This window comes from Streptomyces sp. NBC_00370 (assembly GCF_036084755.1).
Classification (GTDB): Bacteria; Actinomycetota; Actinomycetes; order Streptomycetales; family Streptomycetaceae; genus Streptomyces.
The window spans coordinates 1,913,536-1,933,333 of record NZ_CP107968.1 but is presented as its reverse complement, the minus strand read 5'-3'; the positions used below and the strand labels follow the sequence as shown (position 1 = coordinate 1,933,333).

Genomic DNA, 19,798 nt, shown 5'->3' with positions numbered 1-19,798 from the left:
CCCGGCCGGTGCCGGAGCGCGTCAGGGCTTGTCAGGGCTTGTCGGTGGTTGTCGGTGCTTGTCAGTGGTTCTCTTCGGTGTGCGGCCGCAGCCCGCGGGCCCGCTCGCGCAGTTCGAACTTCTGGACCTTGCCGATGGGGTTGCGGGGGAGCGTCGCGATCGGCTCCAGCCGCTCGGGCCAGTACTGCTTGGCGACCTGGTGTTCGTCGAGATAGCGGCACATCGCATCGAATCCCAGCTCGGCGCCGTTTTTGACGACCACGAACGCGCAGGCCCGCTCGCCCAGCCGTTCGTCGGGCATCGCCACCACGGCGACGTCGTCGACCGCCGGGTGCGCGAACAGCAGTTGCTCGATCTCGGCGACGGGGATCTTCTCGCCGCCCCGGTTGATCACGTCCTTGACGCGTCCGGTGATCCGCAGGAAACCGGAGCCGTCGATGGTCGCCAGGTCGCCCGTGCGGTACCAGCCGTCCTCGGTGAAGACCTCGGCCGTCAGATCGGGCCTGCCCAGATAGCCGTCGAACACGGTGGGGGAGCGCAGTTCGAAGTTGCCCTCCTCGCCCGCCGGCAGCACCCGGCCCACTTCGTCGGTGACGCGCAGCTCGATGCCGTCCAGCGCGCGGCCGTCGGAGCCCCAGCGCTGTCCCGGCTCGTCGGACGGCGCCGACAGCGCGCCGAGACACGTCTCCGTCGTACCGAAGGCCCCGCACACGTCGGCGCCGAGCACCCGCCCCGCCCGCTCGGCCAGACCGCGCGGCACGGTCGCGCCGGTGGCCACGAAGATCCGCAGGGAGCGGGGTGTGTCGCCGCTCTCCTCCACCGTCCTGACCAGGTCGGAGAGGAACGGCGTCGCCGCCTGTACGAAGGTCGCGCCGTGCTCGTTCAGCGACCGCACGGCCCGCTCCGGGTCCCACTCGGACTGCAGGATCTGCGGTACGCCGAGGACGGTCGCCAGCACCATCCCGTACAGGAACCCGGTCTGGTGGGCGAGCGGCGACGGCACCCAGATCGCGTCGTACGCGCCGAGCCCGAGGTGTCTGATCTCCATGGACGCGGCTCTGACCAGGTTCGCCGACGGCTGGGTCACGCCCTTGGGCTCGCCGGTGGTGCCCGAGGTGAACAGCAGCTGCGCCGTCATCGCGGGGGTGGGTTCGACCGCGTCGAGAGCCGCCCTGTCGATCGTCGTGTCCGCGAGCGCCTGCTCCCAGTCGTGTACGGCGGGGCCGCCGGCCGGGAAGTCCGGCAGCCGCGCGGGGCCCTTGGCCGAGGGGAGTACGACGACATGTTCGAGCGCGGAGCTGTCCTCGGCCGGCAGGCCCACCAGCTCGTCGGCCGGGCGGCGCGAGCGGTAGCTGTCGGCCACCACCAGGACCCTGGCCCGCGAGCGGCGCAGTACGTGTCCGACCTCGCGCTCCCGGAAGAACGGGATGATCGGGCAGCACACCGCGCCGATCCGCAGACACGCCAGGGACAGCACCACGAACTCGGCCCGGTTGGGGAGCTGGTAGGCGACGTGCTCACCCGGCCGCACCCCGAACCTCAGCAGTGTCGCCGCCGTCCGCTCGACCCGCTCGGCCAGCTCCCGCCAGCTGACGGTCTCGTCGCCGTCGGGCCGTACGTCCACCACGGCGGTGTCCTCGGGGCGGGCGGCGGCCCGCCGCGCCAGCCACTCGGGCAGCGTGATCCGCGCCGCCAGCTCCGGCTTGCCGACTTCCTTCTCCAGCCGCCGGACCGCGGCCCTGCCGGGCCGGGTCCCGCCGTCCTCGACGGACATGGGCACTCCCAGGGTGTTCATCGCGTCGAGGAACGTCGGATACGAGATCCGGTACGCGTTCGGGTAGGTGAGGGTCGAGTGGCCGCGGGCCCGGGAGGACGCCACGGCCAGCGACATCAGCACCCGGTGGTCGTTGAACGACGACAGCTTCGCGCCGACCAGAGCGCCCACCCCGCGCACCCGCAGCGCGTCGCCGGACAGCTCCAGGTCGCCGCCCATGGCGTTGAGCTGGAGCATCGCCGCCGCCCTGTCGGACTCCTTGAGCCGGGTGTGCGCGATGTTCTCGAACACCGACTCGCCGTAGGCGAAGGTGCTGAGCGTGGCCAGGACCGGCAGCATGTCGGGCACGTCACGGCAGTCGACGGTGACGGCCTTCAGCTCGGGCGCCCGCTGCCTGATCCGTACCCCGCCCGCCGCCTCGTCCAGCTCCATGGGCACGCCCATGGCCCGGGCGATGTCGAGGAAGTGGAACTCGGGGTGGTCGGCGGGGCCGCCTTCGAGCCGGTCCATGCCGCGCAGCAGCACGTCGGACGGGTGCAGGGCGGCGGCGGCGATACCGAAGGCGGCCGAGCCGATGTCGGGCGGCAGCGTCAGCTCGGTGGGCGTGGCCTCCTGCCCTGGGGCGATGTCGAAGCGCCGCCAGTCGGCGGAGACGCTCACCTCAAGGCCGAACTGCCGCATCATCGCGACGGTCAGTTCCAGGTAGGAGCGCTCGTTCAGCTCGCCCTCGACCTCGATGGTGGTGGGCCCCGTCGCGAACGGCGCGAGCAGGATGAGCCCCGAGATCCACTGCGAGAGCGTCCCGGCGATCCGGACATGGCCGCCGGCCGGCCGGCCGCCCCGGACATGCACCGGCGGGCAGTCGTCGGCCGACTCCAGCTCGACCCCGAGCTGCCGCAGCGCCGTCAGCAGCGGACCGACGGGCCGGCGCCTGAAGTACTTCTGGCCGGTCACGGTGACCGGCCGGTCGGAGAGCGCGGCGAGGCCGATCATGAAATAGAGGGTGGTGCCGGAGCTGCCCGCCGACACGGCGGCGCGGCGGGGCCGGTAGCGGCCGCCGAGCCCGTGCACCACGAACGTGTCACCGTCCGTCGTGATCTTGACACCGAGGCCGCGCAACAGCCCCACGGTGTACTGGACATGCCGGGCGTCGGAGAGCCCGTGCACCCGGCTGACCCCGTCGGCGAGCGAGGCGAGGATCAGCGCGCGGTGCGCGTGGTACTTGGAATTGGGGACGAGGACTTCACCGGTCAGCTGGTGCTGGATCCCCTTGACGAGAAGATGCATGTGGGCGTGCTACTCCCTGGCCATGGGCGGGCACACCGCGTCACGGAGCGCAGGCGGCGGAGCCCCACGGCCGCCGGGCGCGGGGCGCCGGGGCAGCACGAACAGGGCCTCGGACGCCGGAGTGCCGTGGCTCGGTGTTGGAACCGTCCGCAAGACGGCAGTGGTTACGTTATGAAACCGGGCGCGGTCAGACGTGTGACATCGCCGGTCGATCCGAGGAGTAGCCCATACGAGGGATGTCGGACCCGGCCGGTGCCTGCCGCTGGTTCGGGTGATGTGTGGGGAGCGCCGGGTGGGCGCTCGCGGGGGCTAATCGCCGTGCGCGGGTGGCGACATCCGGCGACGCGGGGAACAGATCGGACGGCTGTCATGGCGCGGGGCCCGTGCGGTGGGGCCCACTGGTCGTGGCAGTTGCCGAGGTGCGCTCGTACGGTCCGGGCGGGACCGTACGGGGAAGAGCGTCCGGATGACGAGCCCGCGCGTGCCGGCGCCGGGGAGGCGGGGGCGGTGCAGAGGGTGCTCAGTCATACGAGCTTTATATCAATGCTTTGTACATCTATCCATCCTGCCCCTGGTCCGGGCCGCGCGTAGGCTGCGGCCAGGGATTCGGTCGCTGGGTGAAGGGACGAGTAACCATGGCTGGACGACTGACCGGGAAGGTCGCATTCATCACCGGCGCCGCACGCGGGCAGGGCCGGGCGCACGCGGTGCGGCTGGCGAGCGAGGGGGCCGACATCGTCGCGGTCGACCTGGCGGGGCCGCTGCCGCACGTGCCGTACGATTCGCCGACTCCGGCCGACCTCGAAGAGACCGTACGGCTGGTCGAGGCGCAGGACCGGCGGATCGTCGCCGAGCGCTGCGACGTACGGGACCTCGAAGCGATGCGCGCCGCCGTCGACAGTGCCGTCGCCGAACTCGGCCGGCTGGACGTCGTGGTGGCCAACGCCGGCATCTGTATCCCGGCGGCCTGGGACCGGACGACGCCCGCGGTGTTCCAGGACACGATGGACATCAATGTCGTCGGCGTCTGGAACACCGTCATGGTCGGAGCCCCGCACCTGATCGCGGCAGGCGGCGGCTCGATCATCCTGACCAGCTCCTACGCGGGCAAGAAGATGCAGCCGTTCATGGTCCACTACACGGCCAGCAAACACGCCGTGACGGGCATGACCCGTGCCTTCGCCGCGGAACTCGGCCCGCACCGGATCCGGGTCAACAGCGTCCACCCCGGAGCGGTCAACACCCTGATGGGCTCGGGCCGGATGGTCGAGGAACTCGACGCGGCGTCGCAGACGAACCCGCCGCTCGCCGCGATGGGCACCCCGTTCCTGCCGCAGTGGTCGGCGGAGCCGGAGGAGATCGCTGCGACGGTGGCGTTCCTCGCCTCCGACGACGCGGGCTACATCACGGCCGAGCACATCAGCATCGACGGCGGCGCCCAGTACTACTAGGGCCTACTGGACCTAAGGGCTGTCCGGACGGCGCATCGCGGCGGCCACGACCTCGCCCACCAGCACCGCCGTCGCCGCGGGGCCGCGCAGCGGGGCCGTCGGCAGGATCGATGTGTCCGCGACGCGCAGTCCGCTGACCCCGTACACCCTGCCGTACTGGTCGACGACCGCGCCCGGATCGTCCGGCGGCCCCATCGGCGCGCTCGCGCAGGCGTGCACCGACGTGCCGAGCCGGCCGGCGATCCACCGGTCGAGCCCGCCGTCGTCGGCCAGGACCCGCGGATCCGGTCCGGCCCGCCCCGCGGCGACGGCGCCGAACGCGCGCGACGCGATCACCGCAGCCGTGACCCGTACCGCCTCGCGCATCCTGCGCCTGCTGTCGGCCGTGGACAGATAGCCGTAGTCGATCCGCGGCGGCACCCCGGGGTCGGCGGACACCAGCCGCAGCTTCCCCACGGACTCCGGTGCCTGGACGGAGACGAGGAACGGCAGGGGTGCGCCCGGGACCGCCGTCGTCCCGCCGACCAGGCCCGCCATCGGCACCAGCGACTGCAGGATCTCCAGATCGCCGGAGTGCCCGCCGTCCGACGACGACAGGTGGAGGCTCCCGCCCAGCCAGTTGCCTTCGGGCGCCGGCAGCTCGGACGAGGGAGCCCACTCGACGACGACCTGCGGATGGTCGCCGAAGCCCGCGCCCACGCCCGGGGCGTGCCGTACGACCGGCACCCCGAGCCGTTCGAGGTCGGCGCGCGGGCCGATGCCCGAGAGCAGCAGCAACTGCGGCGAGGCGAAGGCCCCGGCGCAGAGCACGACCTCACCGGCCCGTACGGTCTCCCGTCGGCCGGCGCGCTCCAGCTCGACCCCGACGGCGCGGGCGCCCGCCGTCCCGCCGCCCTCGACCAGGACCCGCAGGACGGTGCTGTCGCCGCTGACGTCGAGGTTGGGCCGGGCAAACGCGTCGAGCAGATAGCTGAGACCGGTGTTCACCCGCACACCCGCGTCCGTGTTCGTCGGCACGGGACCGAAGCCGGGCGCGCCCTGGTCGTTCTTGTCGGGCTCGGCGGGAAAGCCCAGCTCGGCGGCGGCGGCGCCGAACCCGGCCGCCGCGGGGTGGCCGAGCGAGGTGCGCCGGACCCTGACGGGACCCGAACCGCCGTGCACCGCCGACGAGCCGTGGTCCAGGTCGGTCTCCAGGCCGCGCAGGAACGGCAGGACCCGGTCGAAGGACCAGGCGTCGTTGCCGGCCGCCGACCACCGGTCGAAGTCGGCGCGCCTGGCGCGGACGAAGTACCCGCCGTTGATCGTGGTCGAGCCGCCGAGGAACCGGCCCCTGACGACGGTGTACGGGCGCTCCGGCGTGAGGTGCGCCGGATACTCCGTACCGGCGGGGTGGCCCGGCCAGGCGCCCGGGACCAGCCGCCCGTCCAGCAGTCCGGGCCCGAAGCCGGCCGCGCGCAGCGGTACGGGTCCGGCCTCCACCAGCAGCACCCGGCGGTCGCCGTCCTCGCTGAGCCGCGCGGCGAGCGGCGCTCCGCTCGCCCCCGCGCCGACGACCACCACGTCGTGCCGGATCACCTGGGCGGGTCCTCGGCGAAGGTCTCGCTCAGCACGTCGAACGCCGACCACAGCAGCTCCCGCAGATCACTGCCGTCCCGTCTGAGCCACTGCTCGTACGCGGACAGCGAGGCGGCCAGGAACGTCCAGGCGATCACCTGCGGCCGCAGATCGTCCTCGGACACACCGAGTCTGCGGGCGGCGTACTCGGCGACCACCTGCCGCCAGGACGCGTAGCGCAGCGTCGAGTGCGCGACCAGCGACGGCACGTTCAGCAGGAGGTCCATCCGGCGTTTGTGGTACTCGATCTCCTCGGCGGGGAACTGGTTGAACTCGACGATGGCGGAGCGCAGCGCGTCCAGCAGGGGGGTCTCCTGCGGGGTGGCGCGCAGATACTCGCGCATCTGCTCCACGAGGTCGTCGAAGTCGCCCCACGGGACGTCGTTCTTCGACCGGAAGTAGCGGAAGAAGGTGCGCCGCCCGATGCCGGACGCGTTGGCTATGTCGTCCACCGTCGTCTCGGCGAAGCCGCGTTCCACGAAGAGCTGGAGCGCGACATGGCTCAGCTCGCCCACCGACGTCGATGGCTGTCTGCCGGCGCGCGCCGCAGGCCGTGGGACGCCGGCTGAGGAAGTCACATCTTTCCCTTTCTTCCATTTGACACCGGGTGCCATTACAGTGGCGATTATCAGGCAGACAGGGACCGGCGGCCAGCCGGTACCGCGTCATCAAGCCGCAGAGGAGCATCGTATGAACGACCTCCAGATTGTCCCTTCCGGCGAGCAGTCCAGCGCTTCCGACGCCGCCGCGACAGCCGACACCGCACCGCGTCCCGATTCCGTCATCGAGGCCGACGACCTCGTCGAGGAGATCTCGATCGACGGCATGTGCGGCGTCTACTAGCCGCCGCGCCGTGACCGGCATGGACATCGATCGTCCCTGGGACCTGCATCCACAGGTCTCGGTACGGCCCGAACCCTTCGGTGCGCTGCTGTACCACTTCGGGACGCGCAAACTCTCGTTCCTCAAGGACCGCCGCCTGCTGACCGTCGTCCAGTCACTCGCGGACGCTCCCACCGCGCGGGCCGCGTGCACGGCCGCCGGTGTCGCCGAGCCCGAAGTGCCGCGCTACAGCCGGGCTCTCGCGACGCTCGCCCAGTCGTCGATGGTGGTGGAAAGGATCTCATGACCGCGCTCCAGGACACTCCCACCCGCAGTGCGGGCAGCAAGCCGCTCGTCGACCTGTTCGAGTACGGGCTCGACGCGCCGATCTGTCTCACCTGGGAGCTCACGTACGCCTGCAACCTCTCCTGCACCCACTGCCTGTCCAGCTCGGGACGGCGCGACCCGCGCGAACTGAGCACGGCTGAGGCGAAGGCGGTGATCGACGAGCTCGAACGCATGCAGGTCTTCTACGTCAACATCGGCGGCGGCGAACCGACGGTACGCGCCGATTTCTGGGAGCTCGTGGACTATGCCACAGCCCATCACGTGGGCGTGAAATTCTCCACGAACGGCGTGAAGATCACCCCGGAGGTGGCCGAGCGGCTCGCCCGGAACTCCTACGTCGACGTGCAGATCTCCCTCGACGGCGCGACCGCCGAGGTCAACGACGCCGTACGCGGCCCCGGTTCGTACGACATGGCCCTGCAGGCCATGGCCAATCTCTCCGCCGCAGGGATGGAGAACTTCAAACTGTCCGTCGTCTGCACCCGGCACAACATCCCGCAGATGGACGAGTTCAAGGAGATCGCCGACCGCTACGGGGCCCAGCTCAGGCTGACCCGGCTGCGCCCCTCGGGGCGCGGCGCCGACGTGTGGGACGAGCTGCACCCCACCCGCGACCAGCAACGCGAGCTGTACGACTGGCTCGTGGCGCACGGCGACAGCGTGCTGACCGGTGACTCGTTCTTCCACCTCTCCGCCTTCGGGGAGGCGCTGCCCGGGCTCAACCTGTGCGGCGCCGGACGTGTCGTCTGCCTGATCGACCCGATCGGCGACGTCTACGCCTGCCCGTTCGCGATCCACGACGAATTCCTCGCCGGCAACATCCGTACCCCCGGCGGCTTCACCGGCGTCTGGCGGCAGTCCGAGCTGTTCCAGCGGCTGCGCCAACCGCAGTCCGGGGGAGCCTGCGCCTCCTGCCAGTTCTTCGACACCTGCAAGGGCGGGTGCATGGCGGCGAAGTTCTTCACGGGCCTTCCGCTGGACGGCCCCGACCCCGAGTGCGTCCAGGGGTACGGCGAGCAGCTGCTCGCCGGCCGCACTTCACAGACTCCCGTCCCGAAATCCTCGGCGGATCACTCCCACCGCACCACCCGGGCCGCGCGCCCGGGTCCGGTGGCCCTGACCCTCACCCGCCGCGCGGAGCTGGACGGGCCTCCGGTCAGCGACTGCGCCGAGAGCCCGCTCGCCGGGTTCCGGCCGGAGTAGCCGGCCCCGGAGCAGTACAACAACACAGCCCGCACAGGCGCGTTCGACGGGAACGCGTCTCTGCGCGATGGCGAAATATGATGAGAAAGGTGCACGTAATGGGGCGTGTAGAAGGCAAGGTCGCATTCATCACGGGGGCAGCACGAGGACAGGGCCGCAGCCACGCGGTCAGGCTGGCGCAAGAGGGCGCCGACATCATCGCGGTCGACATCTGCGAGGACATACCCGGCGTGGTCTATTCAGGGGCCACCGAGGACGATCTCGCCGAGACCGTGCGCCAGGTGGAAGCCCTGGACCGCAGGATCGTGGCGCGGAAGGCCGACGTACGGGACCTCGCACAGCTCAAGGAGGCCGTCGGCCAGGGGGTCGCCGAGCTGGGGAAGCTCGACATCGTCTCGGCGAACGCCGGCATCCTCAACACCCCGGCCCCGGCCGAGGACCTGGCCGAGGACAGCTGGGCCACCATGATCGACATCAATCTGACCGGCGTGTGGAAGACCTGCGCCGCGGCGATCCCGCATCTCAAGGCCGGCGGCAGCGGCGGCTCGATCATCCTCACCAGCTCCGAGGCGGGCCTGATCGGCTATCAGAACGTCGCGCACTACGTCTCCGCCAAGCACGGCGTGGTCGGACTCATGCGCACCCTCGCGCTGGAGCTCGCGCCGGACAGCATCCGGGTCAACAGCCTCCACCCCACGCAGGTGGACACGGACATGATCCAGAACGAGTCGACGTACCGGATGTTCAGCCCGGACCTCGACCACCCGACCAGGGACGACTTCGCCGTGGCCTCACAGGCCGTCAACGCCCTGCCGATCCCGTGGGTCGAGTCGGTCGACATCTCCAACGCCCTGCTGTTCCTCGCCTCGGACGAGGCGCGCTACATCACCGGCGTTCCGCTGCCGGTCGACGCCGGCTGCTTCCTCAAGTGACAGACCCGCACCCAGCACCACCGAAGACTTCAAGACAAGGAGACACGCAATGGGGCGTGTAGAAGGCAAAGTAGCGTTCGTCACCGGCGCGGCACGCGGCCAGGGCCGCAGCCACGCGTTGCGCCTCGCCCAGGAGGGCGCGGACATCATCGCGATAGACATCGCATCCCAGATAGATTCCGTCCCGTACGCCATGGCGACACCGGACGACCTCGCCGAGACCGTACGCCAGGTGGAAGCCCTGGACCGCAGGATCGTCGCCACCCAGGCCGACGTACGCGACTTCGAAGCGGTGAAGCGGGCGGTCGACGACGGCGTCGCCCAGCTCGGCCGGCTCGACATCGTCTCGGCCAACGCCGGCATCTTCAGCTTCGGCACGATGGACGAACTCAGCGAGACCCAGTTCGCCGACATGATCGACGTCAATCTGACCGGTGTGTGGCGCACCGCCAAGGCGGCGATCCCGCATCTCAAGGCGGGCGGCAACGGCGGCTCGATCATCCTGACCAGCTCGACGGCCGGGTTGATGGGCATGGAGAACATCGGCCACTACGTGGCGGCCAAGCACGGTGTCGTGGGGCTCATGCGCACTCTCGCGCTGGAGCTGGCGCCGGACAGCATCCGGGTCAACAGCGTGCACCCCACGTCGGTCAACACCGACATGATCCAGAACTCGGCCGCCTACGAGCTGTTCTCGCCCGACCTCACCCCCGAGGAGCGGAACAGGGACGTCCTCGCACCGCGCTTCGCCGCGATGAACGCGCTGCCGATCCCGTGGGTCGAGCCGGTCGACATCTCCAACGCCGTGCTCTGGCTGGCCTCCGACGAGTCGCGTTACGTCACCGGCGTCACGCTGCCGGTGGACGCCGGACAGCTCACCAAGTAAGCGACGCCACCATGACAAGGACGAGGACGATTACCACGCAGCGGACAGCCCGGGAGACGTCGACCGCGACGGCCGGTGTGCTGGCGACCCGGGAGCGGATCGCCTCGCGCCTTGTCGGCCGTGAGCGCGAGCTGGAACTCGCGCTCGCGGCGGTCGCCGCCGGGCGTGATCTCGTGCTGGAAGGCCCCCCGGGCACCAGCAAGACCACCATGCTCAGGGCGATCACCGACGAATGGGGCATCCCCCTGGTGTTCGTGGAAGGCAACGCCGATCTGACCCCGGCCAAACTGATCGGCCATCACAACCCCTCGCGGGTGCTGCGGGAGGACTACAGCGCCGACAACTTCGTCGCCGGACCGCTGGTCGAGGCCATGAGCACCGGCGGCTTCCTCTACCTGGAGGAGTTCAACCGCGCCCCCGAGGACACCCTCAACGCGCTGCTCACCGCGATGGCGGACCGCACCATCCAGGTGCCGCGCGTCGGCCGGATCACCGCCCAGCCGTCGTTCCGGGTCGTCGCCTCGATGAACCCGTACGACAACGTCGGCACGACCCGGCTCTCCATGAGCGTCAGCGACCGGCTCAACCGGATCGTCGTGGACTACCAGGACACCCGGGCCGAGGAAGGCATCCTCGCGCTGCGCACCGAACTGACCGGCGCACTCGCCGAGCGGATCATCGCCGACGCCGTCGCCGTCACCCGGGCCACCCGCGTCCACCAGGACGTACGGCAGGGCAGCAGTGTGCGCGGAGCGATCGACTGCGCCCTCGTCGACCATGAACTCACCCTGCTGCGACAGCTCGCGGGACCGGCCGACGAGCGCTACCCCGAGACGTTCTACGACGCCATGACCGTCGCCCTGTCCGGCCGTATCCGCATCGACGAGGCGGCCGGGACGACCCCGGAACGCGTCCTGCGCGAGATCTGGGAGAACCGCTTCGTGCTGGACCCGGCACGCGCCGAACCTGGCTGAAGAGCTGTGGCCGCCGACTCGCCGCTGCGCCGTGAGACGGCTCGCGCCACAGCCACGAGCAGGCCGCTGCGCCGTACCCCGAAGAAGCTGGACGAGGATCCGATGGTGTTCGAGACCGTGCTGGGCACCGGCGGGGCCGTGCTGCGCGCCCAGCCGCGCGGCGGCACGGCGCGCGAGCGGCCCGCAGGCCCGGGAGCGGGCTTCACCGACGAGGAAGGACACCTGCTCACCGCCACCGACGAGGAGGCGGTCGACCCCGAGGTGCGGGCACGGGCCAGGGCCATCGCGGCCCGGCTCTCGCTGCCCAAGCCGAAGCGGGCCAGCACCGCACGGCGCGCCACCGGCCGGCTCGCCAGCCTGCCCTACCGGGACAGGAGCGACGAGATCGACCTCGACCGCACCCTGGAGAGCCTGGCCGAGCACCCGGTGCCCGAGGACGAGGACATCTACGTCTTCGAGCGGGTCCACGCCCGCAGGTCCGTGGTCCTCGCCGTCGACCTGTCCGGCTCGATGAAGGGCGAGCGGGTCCGCACGGCGGCGGCGACCGTCGGCGCGCTCGCCGCCGAACTGGCGCAGGACGCCCTCGCCGTCATCGCGTTCTGGTCCGACGCGGCGATCCTCCTCGGCCTCGGCGAGCCGGTCCGGCCCGCCGAACTCCTCGACGCGATGCTGCGGCTGCCCGCCAGGGGACTCACCAACGTGGGCTTCCCGCTCCAGCTCGCCGCCCGGCAGCTCGCCGGAGTGCCCGAACCCGACGCGCGGGTCCTGCTGCTGTCCGACTGCGTGCACAACGCGGGCCCCGACCCACGGCCCGCCGCCGCCCGGCTGCCGAGGCTCGACGTGCTGCTCGACACGAGCGGCGAGAAGGACGTCGAACTCGGCACGGAGATGGCCCGGCTGGGCCGCGGCACCTTCCACGCCGTCCGCACCCACCACGATGTCGGGGCCGCGCTCGGCGACATCTTTCGCGCCTGACCCGGATAGGAAAGATCTATGCCTAGGAATCCCTGGTTCGAGACCGTTGCCGAGGCGCAGCGCCGGGCCAAGAAGCAACTGCCCAGCTCGGTCTACGGGGCGCTGGTCGCCGGTTCCGAGCGCGGCCTGACCATCGACGACAACATCGGGGCCTTCGCCGAACTCGGCTTCGCCCCCCGGGTCGTCGGGCACCACGCCGAGCGGGATCTGTCGACCACCGTGCTCGGCGTCGAGACGGCGTTCCCCGTTCTCATCTCACCGACGGGCGTCCAGGCGGTGCATCCGGACGGCGAGGTCGCGGTCGCCCGCGCCGCCGCCAACCGGGGCATCATCATGGGCCTCAGCTCGTTCGCGAGCAAACCGGTCGAGGAGGTCGCGGCGGCCAACCCCAACACCTTCTTCCAGATGTACTGGACGGGTACGCGCGAGGCGATGACGCAGCGCATGGAGCGCGCCAGGGCGGCCGGGGCCAAGGCCCTCATCTCCACCCTCGACTGGTCCTTCTCCAACGGCCGCGACTGGGGCAGCCCGGCCATCCCCGACAAGGTCGACCTCAAAACCATGCTGCGGTTCGCGCCCGACGTACTGCCGCACCCGCGCTGGCTCCTGCAGTTCGCGAAGACCCGCAGCATCCCCGATCTGACCACCCCCAACCTGCGGCCCCCGGGCGGTGTCGCGCCGACGTTCTTCGGCGCGTACGGCGAGTGGATGCAGACCCCGCCGCCCACCTGGGACGACGTGAAGTGGCTCCGCGAGGAGTGGGGCGGGCCCTTCCTGCTCAAGGGCGTCACACGGGTCGACGACGCGCGGCGCGCCGTCGAAGCGGGAGTCTCGGCGATCTCCGTCTCCAACCACGGCGGCAACAACCTCGACTCGACCCCGGGCACGATCCGCATGCTGCCCTCGATCGCCGAAGCCGTCGGCGACGAGATCGAGGTGCTGCTTGACGGCGGCATCCGGCGCGGCGGTGACGTGGCCAAGGCACTCGCGCTCGGCGCCGACGCCGTACTGATCGGCCGCGCCTATCTGTGGGGGCTCGCCGCCAACGGACAGGGCGGGGTCGAGAACGTCCTGGACATCCTGCGCGGCGGCCTCGACTCCGCCGTACTGGGCCTCGGCCACTCCTCGGTCCACGAGCTGTCCCCCGACGACCTGGTGATCCCGCCGGGCTTCACCAGGACCCTGGGCGGCGGTCTCGTGGCCGGGTCGGACAAGCCGAAGGCGGGCCCGACCACACCGCGCGACCAGGACCCGATCGGCTAGCGGGCGCCCGTGTCGCAGGAACACACCGGCTCGTCGGAGCTGGCGCGGCTGGTGTGGCCGCGCGTCCCGGCCGCCGTGACCGTCCTCGTACCGATCGGTTCGACGGAACAGCACGGCCCGCACCTGCCGTTCACCACGGACAGCGTCATCGCGCGGGCCGTCGCGGCGCGGGCGGCGGACCACCCGTCGCTCGCCCGGCCGCACCCGCCGCTGGTCGCGCCGACCATCACGTACGGATCCAGCGGCGAGCACGCGGGCTTCCCCGGCACGGTCTCCATAGGGCGCGAGGCCCTGCTGGCGGTCGTCGTCGAGACGGTGCGCTCGCTGTCCCTGTGGGCAGGGCGGATCGTGTTCGTGAACGGCCACGGCGGCAATGTGCCGACCCTCGACCAGGCCGTCGGCCGGCTGCGCGCCGAGGGGCACGACGTGGCGTGGACGCTGTGCGCGCCGCCGGGCTCCGACGCGCACGCCGGACGTGCGGAGACCTCCGTCATGCTCCATCTCGTCCCCGACGAGGTACGGGTCGAGGCCGCGACCGCGGGCGACACCCGGCCGCTCGCCGAGATCATGCCCGAGCTGATCGCCCACGGCGTGCGGGCCGTCTCCCCGAACGGGGTGCTCGGCGACCCGACGGGTGCGTCGGCCGAGGAAGGCGCGGCGCTGCTGGACGCCATGGTGGCGAGCGCCGTACGGCGGATCGCCCGCTTCAGGGTGGACGCGCGCGGCCGGCTCACGGAGGAGACACCAACGGCAGCGGGGACACCAACGACAGAGGGGACACCGGAAGAATGACGCTCCCGCACGGCTTCGTCGTCCAACTCGACCGCAGGACCCGGGTCGTCGACGGCGGCAGGTCCCTGCTCGGCGGCTTCCCGACCCGGCTGGTGCGTCTGACCGAGCGCGCGAGGCCGCTTGTCACGGGCCGCCGTGTCGTGGTCAAGGACGCGGCGAGCGCGCTGCTCGCCGACCGGCTGCTGGAGACGGGCCTGGCCCACCCCGTCACCGCCGAACTCCCGCCCCACCCGGACCCGCGCTGGACCGTCGTCGTACCGGTACGCGACCGGCCGCGCGAACTCGACCGGCTGCTCACCAGCCTCGGCACCGCGCACCCCGTGATCGTCGTGGACGACGCGTCGTACGAGCCGGCGGCCGTCGGCGCCGTGGCCGCCCGGCACGGCGCGCTGCTGGTGCCCCTCGACGTCAACGTGGGTCCGGCCGCCGCCCGGAACGCCGGGCTGCGGCTGGTCCGCACCCCCTACGTGGCCTTCGTGGACTCCGACGTCGTCCTCCCCGCCACGACGATTCCCACGCTGCTCGGGCACTTCGCCGACCCGAAGGTCGCCATGGCCGTCCCGCGGATCGCCGGGCTGCGCAGCGAAGCGGCCCCCGGCTGGCTCACCCGCTACGAAGAGGCCCGCTCGTCCCTCGACCTCGGCGCGGAACCGGCGCAGGTCCGGCCGGGATCACCCGTCTCCTGGGCCTCCACCACCTGCGTGCTGGCCCGGGTCGACGCGCTGGCCGAGGGGATCGGCGGGTTCGACGACGGGATGCGGGTCGGCGAGGACGTCGACCTGTGCTGGCGGCTCGTCGCGCGCGGACTGCGGGTGCGCTACGACCCATCGGTCACCGCCGAGCACGAACACCGGGCCCGGCTGGGGGAGTGGTTCACCCGCAAGGCGTTCTACGGCACCGGCGCCCACCCGCTCGCCGTACGGCACCCCGAGGCGATCGCCCCGGTCGTCCTCGCCCCCTGGAGCGCGGCGCTGATCGTCGCGCTGCTCGCCCAGCGCCGCTGGTCGGTCCCGGCGGCGGGCGCCCTCTGCGCCGTCACCACCGTACGGATCGCCCGCAAGCTGGACCGCGCCGACCACCCGCTGAAACTGGCCGCCCGACTCACCGCGAACGGCGCCGTCGGGGCGCTCTCCCAGGCGGGCAGCCTGCTGACCCGGCACTGGTGGCCGGCGGCGGCCGCCGGCTGCCTGGTCTCCCGCCGGGTGCGCAGAGCGGTCGCCGTGGCGGCCGTCACCGACATCGCCCTGGAGTACCGCAAGAACCACGGGCACCTCGACCCCGTGCGCTTCGCCGTCGCCCGGCGCCTGGACGACCTCGCCTACGGCGCCGGCGTCTGGTACTCGGCGGCCAAGGGCCACTCGCTCGCGGCCCTGCGCCCGCGCGTCCGCGGCTGACGGCCCCGGCGCGGAACGCCGGAACGCGGAAGTGCCCGCCGGTCTCCCGGCGGGCACTTCCCGTATCCGTACTGCTGTACCGCTCTGTGTCCGAGGGGGGACTTGAACCCCCACGCCCGATAAAGGGCACTAGCACCTCAAGCTAGCGCGTCTGCCATTCCGCCACCCGGACGAGGTGTCTGCCGGGCGGCCATGGGCCGTTCCGACGTGGAAAACCATAGCAAACAATCGACGGTGCCCGATCACACCGCTCGGCCCCCGGACTCCCTTGGGGTCCGGGGCCTGATCGCGGCAGTATGTGGGGAGCAGCCGTATCGAACAGCATCGACCACCGTGGGAGTGAGCAGCGTGAGCGAGCCGAACGCGGGCAGGACCGTATCGGGCGAGGACGAGGTCGTCGACCTCTGCCGTGATCTGATCCGGATCGACACCAGCAACTACGGCGACCACTCAGGCCCCGGTGAACGGGCGGCCGCCGAATACGTGGCGGAGAAGCTCGCCGAGGTGGGCCTCGAACCGAAGATCTTCGAGTCCCATCCGGGCCGGGCCTCGACCGTGGCCCGGATCGAGGGCGAGGACCCGTCCAGGCCGGCCCTGCTCATCCACGGCCACACCGACGTCGTACCGGCCAACGCGGCGGACTGGCGGCACGACCCGTTCTCCGGTGAGATCGCCGACGGCTGCGTCTGGGGGCGCGGGGCGGTCGACATGAAGGACATGGACGCGATGACGCTGGCCGTCGTACGGGACCGGCTGCGCAGCGGCCGTAAGCCCCCGCGCGACATCGTGCTGGCCTTCCTCGCCGACGAGGAGGCGGGCGGCACCTACGGCGCCCGGTATCTGGTCGACAACCACCCGGACCTCTTCGAGGGTGTCACCGAAGCCATCAGCGAGGTCGGCGGCTTCTCCTACACCGTGGACGAGAACCGCAGGCTGTATCTGATCCAGACCGCCGAGAAGGGCATCCACTGGATGCGGCTCACGGTCGAGGGCGCCGCCGGACACGGGTCGATGATCAGCAAGGACAACGCGATCACGGAGCTGTGCGAGGCCGTGGCGCGGGTCGGGCGGCACAAGTGGCCGGTACGGGTCACCAAGAGCGTGCGGTCCTTCCTGGACGAGCTGTCGGACGCGTTCGGTGTCCCGGTCGACCCCGAGGACATGGACAGCACGCTGGAGCGGCTCGGCGGTATCGCCAAGATGATCGGCACCACCCTGTACAACACGGCGACCCCCACCATGCTGGGTGCCGGCTACAAGGCGAACGTGGTTCCGGGACAGGCGACCGCGCATCTCGACGGCCGCTACCTGCCGGGCTACGAGGAGGAGTTCCTCGCCGACCTGGACCGGATCCTCGGCCCGCGCGTGAAGCGCGAGGACGTGCACGCCGACAAGGCGCGCGAGACCAGCTTCGACGGGCCGCTGGTGGACGCCATGCAGGGCGCGCTGCTGGCGGAGGACCCGATCGCCAAGGCCGTGCCGTACATGCTCTCCGGCGGCACCGACGCCAAGTCCTTCGACGACCTCGGCATCCGCGGGTTCGGCTTCGCGCCGCTGAAGCTGCCGCCGGAGCTGGACTTCGCGGGGATGTTCCACGGCATCGACGAGCGGGTGCCGGTGGACGGACTCCAGTTCGGCGTGCGGGTGCTCGACCGGTTCATCGACAACTGCTGAGGACCGTCCACCGGGGACAATCGGCAGTGTGTGCGCACGCGACTGAAAAGGATGAATGCGACGATACGCTCGTAGCCTGATTACTTCCTTCTCGTTACAGGTGTGGCGGTCCGAGGCTTGGACCGCCTTTGCCTACAAGGAGGAAGAATGATCAAGAAGGTCGTCGCTGCTGCGGCTATCACCGGTGGTCTGGTGCTCGCCGGCGCGGGCATGGCCGTCGCCGACTCGGGTGCCCAGGGCGCTGCCCTGAACTCCCCGGGTGTGCTTTCGGGCAATGTCGTCCAGGTGCCGATTCACATCCCGGTGAACGCGTGCGGCAACACGGTCTCTGTGATCGGGCTGCTGAACCCCGCCTTCGGCAACACCTGCGTCAACGCGTGACGTTGTACATCAACCCATGAGGGTTTGAACCCGGGCGGCCCCGGAGTGCGCGCCATGCACTCCGGGGCCGCTGGGCATCCTGCCCCGGCACTTCGGCTCAGGGGCACTTTCGGCAGGTAGAAGGCAGGGATCGAAGCTATGAGACAGGTCACTCGCAAGGGCCTGATCACCGTGGCGGCCGCAGGCGGCGTACTCGCCCTCGGCGGCGGTTACGCGCACGCGGACTCGGGAGCCGCGGGCACCGCGGCGAATTCGCCGGGCGTGCTGTCCGGCAACAACGTCCAGGTTCCGGTGGACGTCCCGGTCAACGTGTGCGGGAACACCGTGAATGTCGTCGGGTTGCTCAACCCGGCCATCGGCAACAGCTGCGCCAACGTCTCGGGCGGCTCGTCCGGGCACGGCGGCGGCTCCCGCGGACACGGCGGTCCGGACGACGGCGGTTACGGCGGCGGCGGTTCGCACAACGGCGGACCGCAGCGCGACGGCGGCTCGCACCACAAGCCGCCGCAGGGCGGTTCACCCGGCGGCGGGCAGCACGGCGGTGGGTCACACGCCGGCGGGTCACACGGCGGTGGTTCGCACAGCGGTTCGCACGGTGGCGGGTCGCACGCCGGGGGTGACGCGGGGAACTCTCCCGGCGTCGGTTCCGGCAACGGGCTCCAGCTGCCGATCGACATTCCCGTGAACGTGTGCGGGCTCGGCATCGACGTCATCGGTCTCGGCAACCCCGTGACCGGCGACAGCTGCGAGAACGACGCACCGCCGGTGGTCACCCCGCCCGAGCGGCCCGTTACCCCGGGCACACCGCATCCGCACCCGGTGACCCACCGCAACATCCCGCCGGCCCCGAGCCACAACACCCCCGTGGCACAGACCGTCGCGAAGCCCCTGGCAGGACCCGAGGAACTCGCCCACACCGGGGCGGGCTCGGTCGGAATGGCCGCCTCAGCAGGCGTCGGGATGCTGCTCGCGGGCAGCATCCTCTACCGTCGCGCCCGCGCCGCCGCGTAGTCGGGCGCGTACGGACAGACAGGGCGGGCCTCGCGTGAGCGGGGCCCGTTCCGTCGTCGTCACCAGGTGGCGCGCACCTGACGGATGATGCGTCGGCGCAACCGCACCCTGCGGCTGCCGTCCCGGTGCAGACTCAGACGGTCGAGTTCCCAGTGCCCGTACTCGGCATGGTCGGTGAGCAGACGGGCCGCTTCCTTGCGGGAAACCCCGCGCGGCACGTACACGTCGACAAATTCGTATTCCGGCATCGCATCTATTGTGCGGGCAGAGGCCAGGTACGGATAGCGTCTGCACTATGTCTGATGCTGCGCAGTCCACCGCCGCCGAGGTACGCGCCGCCGCCGAGGCGGTCAAGATCGCTCTGGACCGTCATCTCGCGGCCGTCGAACACCGCTCCGGCGAGGACGACCAGGCCGTCTCCGAGGCGTTCAACGCCCTTGCCGCCGCCGCCGAGGTGTACGACGAGCGGCTGTACAGCCGTTACGACGAGGTCACTCCATTCGAGATTCCGGAGCCGGACGACTCGCTTCCGCCATACGCGGGACCCGAGGAGCCGAATGCCCTCAGCGTCCTGATCCGACGGGACTACGCGGTCACCGAACCGCAGCGGCTGCTGGCGCAGGCACAGCGCATCGCGGACGTCGAAGGCGAGAGCGACTCGACCGCCATGGTCGGCAGCAGTGTGCACGCGGCCCTCGGTGTGCTCTTCGGCGAGTACGAACCGGACGAGATCGCCTCCCGGCACAAGGAATTCGGCCTTGAGGAGGGCGACTCCACGCTGTGGGTGTCGGCTGCGGACGAACTCCCGGAACCGGGGGAGTGGCTGAGCGCCCCCTTCGACCAGGCAGACCCGCAGCAGGTGGTGTGCCGGTTCGACGTCAGCTCGGTCTTCGACGAGGACGACCTGGACCTGGACACGGACGACCTGGAGGAGCAGGAAGTCTGACGGCGCCGCGCGCGCGGCGCGGCGCCGGGGCCGGCACCTCGCGGTGTGCCGCCCCCCGCGAGCCCCGGCCC

At 71.2% G+C, this 19,798-nt stretch carries 19 protein-coding genes and 1 tRNA gene; 15 read left to right on the top strand and 5 right to left on the bottom strand.

Features of this window, described 5'->3' with window-relative positions:
* Nucleotides 1–61 precede the first annotated feature (61 nt).
* Nucleotides 62–3,061 carry a 3-phosphoshikimate 1-carboxyvinyltransferase gene (gene aroA / locus OHS57_RS08275; protein ID WP_328581516.1) on the bottom strand — a complete coding sequence of 1,000 codons (3,000 nt, stop codon included), beginning with the start codon at nt 3,059–3,061 and terminating at the stop codon, nt 62–64.
* Nucleotides 3,062–3,696: 635 nt separating this feature from the next.
* On the opposite strand from aroA, the gene OHS57_RS08270 reads away from it, so the two are divergent.
* Nucleotides 3,697–4,512, top strand: coding sequence for a mycofactocin-coupled SDR family oxidoreductase (locus tag OHS57_RS08270; RefSeq protein WP_328581515.1), 816 nt, complete (start codon nt 3,697–3,699; stop codon nt 4,510–4,512).
* Between the two features lie 12 nt (nt 4,513–4,524).
* Here OHS57_RS08270 and mftG read toward each other — a convergent pair whose 3' ends face one another.
* Together mftG and mftR are read right to left on the bottom strand one after the other, a co-directional pair.
* Nucleotides 4,525–6,087: a mycofactocin dehydrogenase MftG gene (gene mftG, locus OHS57_RS08265; protein ID WP_328581514.1), complete on the bottom strand. Its 1,563-nt coding sequence runs from the start codon at nt 6,085–6,087 to the stop codon at nt 4,525–4,527.
* Nucleotides 6,084–6,704 (bottom strand): mycofactocin system transcriptional regulator, encoded by a 621-nt coding sequence (gene mftR / locus OHS57_RS08260; RefSeq protein ID WP_041991307.1) that lies wholly within the window; start codon nt 6,702–6,704, stop codon nt 6,084–6,086. Before mftR ends, mftG begins: the two co-directional genes overlap by 4 nt.
* 112 nt (nt 6,705–6,816) lie before the next feature.
* Between mftR and mftA the strand changes: the two genes are divergently transcribed.
* The 10 genes from mftA to mftF all read left to right on the top strand — a co-directional run bounded on the left by mftA (nt 6,817) and on the right by mftF (nt 15,715).
* Complete coding sequence (mftA, locus tag OHS57_RS08255) at nt 6,817–6,969, top strand: mycofactocin precursor MftA (protein WP_063779667.1); 153 nt, start codon at nt 6,817–6,819, stop codon at nt 6,967–6,969.
* Between the two features lie 19 nt (nt 6,970–6,988).
* Nucleotides 6,989–7,255, top strand: coding sequence for a mycofactocin biosynthesis chaperone MftB (mftB, locus tag OHS57_RS08250; protein ID WP_041996781.1), 267 nt, complete (start codon nt 6,989–6,991; stop codon nt 7,253–7,255).
* Nucleotides 7,252–8,499, top strand: coding sequence for a mycofactocin radical SAM maturase (mftC, locus tag OHS57_RS08245; RefSeq protein WP_041991309.1), 1,248 nt, complete (start codon nt 7,252–7,254; stop codon nt 8,497–8,499). The genes mftB and mftC overlap by 4 nt, the downstream gene beginning before the upstream one ends.
* Nucleotides 8,500–8,597: 98 nt before the next feature.
* Nucleotides 8,598–9,431 carry a mycofactocin-coupled SDR family oxidoreductase gene (locus OHS57_RS08240; protein WP_041991312.1) on the top strand — a complete coding sequence of 278 codons (834 nt, stop codon included), beginning with the start codon at nt 8,598–8,600 and terminating at the stop codon, nt 9,429–9,431.
* Nucleotides 9,432–9,480: 49 nt separating this feature from the next.
* Entirely contained in the window at nt 9,481–10,317 is an 837-nt protein-coding gene (locus OHS57_RS08235) for a mycofactocin-coupled SDR family oxidoreductase (protein ID WP_041991314.1), read from the top strand.
* An 11-nt stretch (nt 10,318–10,328) separates the two neighbouring features.
* Complete coding sequence (locus OHS57_RS08230) at nt 10,329–11,291, top strand: AAA family ATPase (protein WP_078863713.1); 963 nt, start codon at nt 10,329–10,331, stop codon at nt 11,289–11,291.
* Between the two features lie 6 nt (nt 11,292–11,297).
* Nucleotides 11,298–12,266 (top strand): vWA domain-containing protein, encoded by a 969-nt coding sequence (locus tag OHS57_RS08225; RefSeq protein ID WP_328581513.1) that lies wholly within the window; start codon nt 11,298–11,300, stop codon nt 12,264–12,266.
* A gap of 18 nt (nt 12,267–12,284) precedes the next feature.
* Nucleotides 12,285–13,529 (top strand): pre-mycofactocin synthase MftD, encoded by a 1,245-nt coding sequence (mftD, locus tag OHS57_RS08220; protein WP_328581512.1) that lies wholly within the window; start codon nt 12,285–12,287, stop codon nt 13,527–13,529.
* A gap of 9 nt (nt 13,530–13,538) precedes the next feature.
* Nucleotides 13,539–14,321, top strand: a complete 783-nt coding sequence (gene mftE / locus OHS57_RS08215) for a mycofactocin biosynthesis peptidyl-dipeptidase MftE (RefSeq protein WP_328581511.1) — start codon at nt 13,539–13,541, stop codon at nt 14,319–14,321.
* Entirely contained in the window at nt 14,318–15,715 is a 1,398-nt protein-coding gene (gene mftF / locus OHS57_RS08210) for a mycofactocin biosynthesis glycosyltransferase MftF (RefSeq protein WP_328581510.1), read from the top strand. The genes mftE and mftF overlap by 4 nt, the downstream gene beginning before the upstream one ends.
* 87 nt (nt 15,716–15,802) lie before the next feature.
* On the opposite strand, the gene OHS57_RS08205 is transcribed toward mftF, so the two are convergent.
* Nucleotides 15,803–15,887, bottom strand: a tRNA-Leu gene (locus tag OHS57_RS08205).
* 176 nt (nt 15,888–16,063) lie between these two features.
* Between OHS57_RS08205 and OHS57_RS08200 the strand changes: the two genes are divergently transcribed.
* The 3 genes from OHS57_RS08200 (at nt 16,064) to OHS57_RS08190 (ending at nt 18,781) form a co-directional block, all read left to right on the top strand.
* Entirely contained in the window at nt 16,064–17,389 is a 1,326-nt protein-coding gene (locus OHS57_RS08200) for a M20/M25/M40 family metallo-hydrolase (protein WP_041996787.1), read from the top strand.
* Between the two features lie 147 nt (nt 17,390–17,536).
* Nucleotides 17,537–17,770, top strand: a complete 234-nt coding sequence (gene chpH / locus OHS57_RS08195; RefSeq protein WP_041991321.1) for a chaplin ChpH — start codon at nt 17,537–17,539, stop codon at nt 17,768–17,770.
* Nucleotides 17,771–17,908: 138 nt separating this feature from the next.
* Nucleotides 17,909–18,781 (top strand): chaplin, encoded by an 873-nt coding sequence (locus OHS57_RS08190; protein ID WP_328581509.1) that lies wholly within the window; start codon nt 17,909–17,911, stop codon nt 18,779–18,781.
* Nucleotides 18,782–18,840: 59 nt separating this feature from the next.
* Here OHS57_RS08190 and OHS57_RS08185 read toward each other — a convergent pair whose 3' ends face one another.
* Entirely contained in the window at nt 18,841–19,029 is a 189-nt protein-coding gene (locus OHS57_RS08185; protein ID WP_030354641.1) for a DUF5703 family protein, read from the bottom strand.
* 47 nt (nt 19,030–19,076) lie between these two features.
* Here OHS57_RS08185 and OHS57_RS08180 point away from each other — a divergent pair, with 47 nt between their 5' ends.
* Nucleotides 19,077–19,727, top strand: coding sequence for a hypothetical protein (locus OHS57_RS08180; protein WP_041991325.1), 651 nt, complete (start codon nt 19,077–19,079; stop codon nt 19,725–19,727).
* Nucleotides 19,728–19,798 lie beyond the last annotated feature (71 nt).